Below are 5,318 nucleotides of genomic sequence, written 5' to 3' on the forward strand. Positions count from 1 at the left end.
ATTTTAAACTATTTCTTTGGAGGTCATACTAAAATGAAAAAAGCTTCTGTAATTTTGTCGAGCGCTCTTGTACTTGGTACTTTGCTCGCAGGCTGTGGTAACAACAACAATAGTAACAACGCGGCAGCTACTAATGCCCCTGTCGAGTCCGCTGCACCTGCTGCATCCGACGCCGGCACTGCAACTGCTGAAACAGGTAAGTATCAAGATGGAACATATTACGGAACAGCACCAGCTGACAAAGAAACAGGCTGGCAATCATTCGTTCTGCTGACTGTTGAAGGCGGAAAAATCACCAAAGCAGATTGGGATGCTTTCAATACTAAAAAAGCTGGCGATCTGAAGAAAAAAGTTTCTGAAGATGGTAAATACGGACTGGTATCCAAAGGCGGCGGCCAAGCTGAATGGCATGAGCAAGCGGCTAAAGCTGAAGCCTTTTTGATTGAAAAACAAGATCCTGCAGCAGTAGTTGTAAATGCTGAAGGCAAAACCGATGCCATTTCCGGCGTTTCCGTTGGAGTAAGTGACTTTGTTACCGCATCTCAAGCTGCCCTGGCTGCAGGTCCTGCACAACTTGGACCATACAAAGACGGTGGCTACACTGCTGAAGGCGAAATGGATGCTAAATCCGGCTGGAAATCCACTGTTGCAATTACGGTTGCAGGCGGAAATATCGTAGCTGCTAATTTCAGCGGCGTGAACGCTGCAGGCGATGACAAGAAACAGTTTTCCATTGATGGCAAATACGGCATGAAAGCCGGCGGCGCTTCTGCTGAATGGCACGAAGAAATTGCTCTTGCCGAAAAATACTTCCTTGAAAACAAAGGTGCTGCTCCTAAACTGGATGCAGAAGGCAAAACTGATGCAATTTCCGGTGTTTCCATCCACGTTGGCGAATACTTTACACTTGCAGAAAAAGCACTTGAAGGCGCGAAATAACATTCGCTTCCCTTTTGCAGCTAATCAGATGAATGAGGTGAGTTTCTCTTGAAAAAAATAGTCATTTTGGGCGGCGGCTACGGCGGCGTACTCACGGCTAAGAAACTGGCAAAGAAGTATAAGAACAACAAAGATGTAGAAATTAAGCTGATCGACCGCAATCCTTATCACACTCTCTTGACTGAGCTGCATGAGGTGTCCGCGAACCGTGCGCCTGAGGATTCAATCAAAATTGATTTGAAGAAAATTTTTGCCGGTCTGAAAGTGGATGTTGTTCTGGATGAGATCAGCAATATTGACTTCAAGAGCAAGAAGCTGAAATCCGACAAGGCGACCTATGCTTATGATTACCTGGTAATCGGAACAGGCAGCAAACCTACATTCTTCGGAATTCCCGGAGCTGAAGAGAACACCTTCTCCTTCTGGTCTTACGATGATGCGGTTGTGCTCAAACGCCAGATTCGCGATATGTACACCAAAGCCGCCAAGGAGAAAAATCCTGCTGTCCGCCGTGCAATGTTGACCTTCGTCATCATCGGTGCTGGCTTCACGGGTGTCGAACTGGTTGGGGAAATGGCTGAGCAACGCGAAGAGCTGTGCAAGGAGTTCTTCATTGATCCATCCGAAGTACGTCTGATCGTTGCCGATATGGCTCCGAAGATCCTGCCTATCCTCCCGGATAAGCTGATTCAGAAGGCTGAAGCCCGTCTGCGCAAGCTGAACGTCGAAATCGTTACCGGTGCCAAGATCACTGAAGTGGGCAACGGCAGTGTAGCCCTCGGCGAGAAAAACATCGTGGATTCCCAGACAATTGTCTGGACTGCCGGTGTAGAAGGTTCCGAAATCGTTGGCGGCCTTGAAGTACAACAGCAAGGGCGTAAACGCATCGTTACCAACGAGCACTTGGAAAGTGTTGACCATAAGAATGTCTACGTAGTAGGGGATAACATCTTCTTCATTCCTGAAGGCGAAACCCGTCCGGTTCCGCAGATGGTTGAAAATGCTGAACAAGCCGCTCCGGTCATTGCGAACAACATTGCAGCAGACATCAGCGGTACCGCCAAAAAAGCCTACAAACCAGGCTTCCATGGCACCATGGTCTCCATCGGCAGCCGCTACGGTGTTGCCAACGTAGGTCTTCCAGGCAAGTTCTTCATGCTTACCGGATTCATGGCAATGCTGTCCAAGCATTTCATCAATATGTTCTATTTGTCTCAAGTCGTAGGCTTTAACAAAGTATGGACCTACATGATGCATGAATTCTTCCATGTAGAGAACCGCAAGAGCTTCGTGGGCGGCTACTTCTCCAAACGTTCCCCGAATTTCTGGCTGGTTCCGCTCCGTATGCTGCTTGGGGGCATGTGGTTATATGAAGGGATAGACAAGCTCAGAAAGATCTGGGAAGATCCGAATAAGATTTTCCTGATTCCTGCTCCTGCACATCTTACGGATGCTGCCTCCTCGGCCAGCGTTGCCGTCGATGCCGTCAAGGATACAGTGGATGCCCAATCCGCAGCTTCCGCAGTAACAACTGCCAAGGAAGCGGTTGAAGCTTTATGGGTTCCAGGATGGATTTATGATATCACCCATTGGTTCATGAACTTGATGTTCTATAACAGTGGCGGAACAGATTATACAGCCCTGGCTAAATGGTTCCAAATCGGCATGGTTTGTGCCGAAATCGTCTTCGGTGTTATGCTTATCGTTGGTTTGTTTACAGCTATCTCTTCCATAGCGACCATAGGTATGGCCGTTATGATTTGGTCTACCAAGATGGCTTCAACAGAAATGCTCTGGTACGTTGGAGCAGCTATCGCGTGCATTGGCGGATCGGGTAGCGTCTTCGGTCTGGACTACTATGTCCTGCCTTGGCTCAAGAAGCAGTGGAAACGAATCCCGCTTGTACGGCGATGGTATCTGTTTACAGACTGATGTGAATACCCGTTGTTTAATGCTTCTGTCACCGTTTAATAAATAATAACAGTAACTTATGTGTATTTTGTGTTGCTGCAGCTGAATATGATGATCTTAAGAGTAATGTGTCCGTAGGACACATTACTCTCCTTATTTATCAAGGTACTAGCATAATCCATCACAGATTTGTTTGGTTTTAACAAAGGGTTTTGTAGGGATAATCAAGGCTATGGTTTCTTCCGGCAAAACCGACAAGAAGGAGAGAATCTTGTGAACAGAAAACTCATTGAAGACAGCTTCCGGTTGCTTCAGACTGAAATGTCACCGATCGCCGGAATTCAACTGCATCTCTCTCCGTCAGAATGTGAGCAACTGCTCTCGGCACTGGAACGCCATGATCTGGAATATGACCGCAAAGTCCATTTGCTAGGTATTTATATCATTCTAATTGTGGCGGCTAAACGCCATATGGAATGTGCCCCACATCATCCTGACCTGACCCGCAACATTTTGGATGGAGATTATTTGTATAGCTTTTATCTGCAATTCGCAGTGAAATGCCGTGAACTGGACCTGGTTGCTTACCTGGCTCCTTCGATTAAAAAATTGCAAATCGCGCGGTCAAATGGAGACTTCGCAGAACAAAATCCGGCGGCGGGCATTGAAGAGTTCCTGATCCAGGAGCGAAGGCAGCACAGCCGCACCAGCAAAGCCATTTGACAGGTGGGAACCGTAAAGATGAAGCTGCATGAAGCCTTAAATATAGACCTGAACGAAATTAACCATGAAATTCAGAATATTGTAGCCCGTGATAAAGACGTACCCAAAAAGTCACAGCTGGCACAAAGCATTCTGGAGCTGACCGGCTCCGGCGGCAAACGGCTCCGGCCGCTGATGGTCATCGTCGGCGGCCGTTTTGGACGCAAGCCTTCGGGCCGCAGAACGCTTCAATTGTCTGCTGCTGCTGAATTTATTCACGCCGCCTCATTAATTCATGATGATATTATTGACGATGCTGAGCTGCGCAGGGGCGCTCCTGCTCTGCACACCAAGACCGGAGTACTATCTGCGGTGCATATCGGGAATTATATGTCCGCCCGGGTGATCGAGCTGCTCAGCAAATACACCGGTGACAAAAACCGGTATGTTCATGATTTGTCAGCCGTGGCTACCGCTCAGTTATGTCTGGGAGAATACCAGCAGATGGAGCATGCCTACGATTACAATCTTACTTTTGAAGAGTACCTGGAGAAATCCCGTAACAAAACCGCCCTGCTGATGGCAACCTGCTTGCGGGTCGGCGCGCTTTCTACGGAGAGCACAGAGGAAGTCGCGAACCTGCTTTACAACTTTGGCGAAGCGCTGGGTATGTCTTTTCAGATCCAGGATGACCTGCTTGACTTCACCCAGTCTGCCGATGTGCTTGGCAAGCCGGCCGGTAGCGACCTGCGCCATGGCCAGGTTACACTTCCAGTACTGTTTGCCCTGCAAGACCCCGGGCTGGCTCCGGTGATTCGCACCATCGGCCCCTCTTCATCGGATGAGGAGGTAGCTCATGTACTGGCCCTGATAGTCCACAGTGACGCCCTGGCCCGCACGGAAGAGGTCAGCCAGAACTATCTGACGCAAGCCGCCGGAATCATCCAGCAGCTCTCCAGCTACCCGGCGCATGCCGATCTGGAGACGCTGCTGCAGTATTTTACCGGCCGGGATCGTTAAGACTGCTCCGAGCCAGTGTGCAGGTGCATGTAACATAGACAACTGACCTGCTAAGCGGCTCATGCCAACCCGAACACCGAAGTAACTGTAGGCATACTCCTCTCGGGGCTGTCAGAGGCGGACGGACTGGAAGACAGATGATGGATGGACTGGCAAATAAACGAACAGATATACTAACTGACTGATACTACTTGGTGAGCAGCCTGTTCATCTAGTAGGTGTCAATCGGCCGCGTTCAGCCAAAGTGGAAAAAGTATACCTAATCCTTGGTTTTGCCCTTCTCTAGCGGCTTTAGTTGGAAAAAGTATATCTAAATCAGCCGAAATTCTACCAAACAGACGAATTATTGGAATTAGGTATACAAATTCCAACTAAACTTCGTTGTGGCGACGCTTCAGGCGAATTAGGTATACAAATTCCACTTAGCAATAACTCCTGCAGAGAATTACTCTCTCAGTTCAATTAGGTATTCACTGAATAAGCTGTAATCAAATACGATAACACAAAAGAAGGTCCCGATTGTTGAGGCCTTCTTTTGTATTGATCTATTTCTCTCGCTTGTTGGACCTTCTTCATATCTATCTCTCCCCCCCACTTGTGCATCTGTGGGTGAATGCGAGACGATAGATACTTATTTCGCCCTTGCCTTTGTCTTGCCTTTGCCTTTGTTTTTGCTAAACAAGCGAACGCAGCGAAGCGTACGTGAGTAAGTTTAGCTTTATGTCCTAGGGGGGTTGGGGTTGGGG

4 protein-coding genes are annotated in these 5,318 nt (G+C 48.4%); all 4 read left to right on the forward strand.

Translation table 11 applies throughout. The annotated features are described in order from the left end of the window. On the forward strand, nt 1–939 hold a 939-nt coding region (locus A3842_RS06995; protein WP_305953374.1), incomplete at its 5' end, for a hypothetical protein. A 48-nt stretch (nt 940–987) separates the two neighbouring features. Further along, nucleotides 988–2,871, forward strand: coding sequence for an FAD-dependent oxidoreductase (locus A3842_RS07000; RefSeq protein ID WP_074100884.1), 1,884 nt, complete (start codon nt 988–990; stop codon nt 2,869–2,871). Nucleotides 2,872–3,123: 252 nt separating this feature from the next. Further along, a complete protein-coding gene (locus A3842_RS07005) occupies nt 3,124–3,573 on the forward strand; it encodes a hypothetical protein (RefSeq protein WP_074086740.1) in 450 nt (149 codons plus the stop codon). 18 nt (nt 3,574–3,591) lie between these two features. Further along, the gene (locus A3842_RS07010; RefSeq protein WP_074100885.1) at nt 3,592–4,572 is read left to right on the forward strand and encodes a polyprenyl synthetase family protein; all 981 of its coding nucleotides are present in this window, start codon (nt 3,592–3,594) and stop codon (nt 4,570–4,572) included. Nucleotides 4,573–5,318: the final 746 nt, after the last annotated feature.

It is taken from the genome of Paenibacillus sp. P3E (assembly GCF_001909045.1).
Lineage (GTDB): Bacteria > Bacillota > Bacilli > Paenibacillales > Paenibacillaceae > Paenibacillus_AQ > Paenibacillus_AQ helianthi.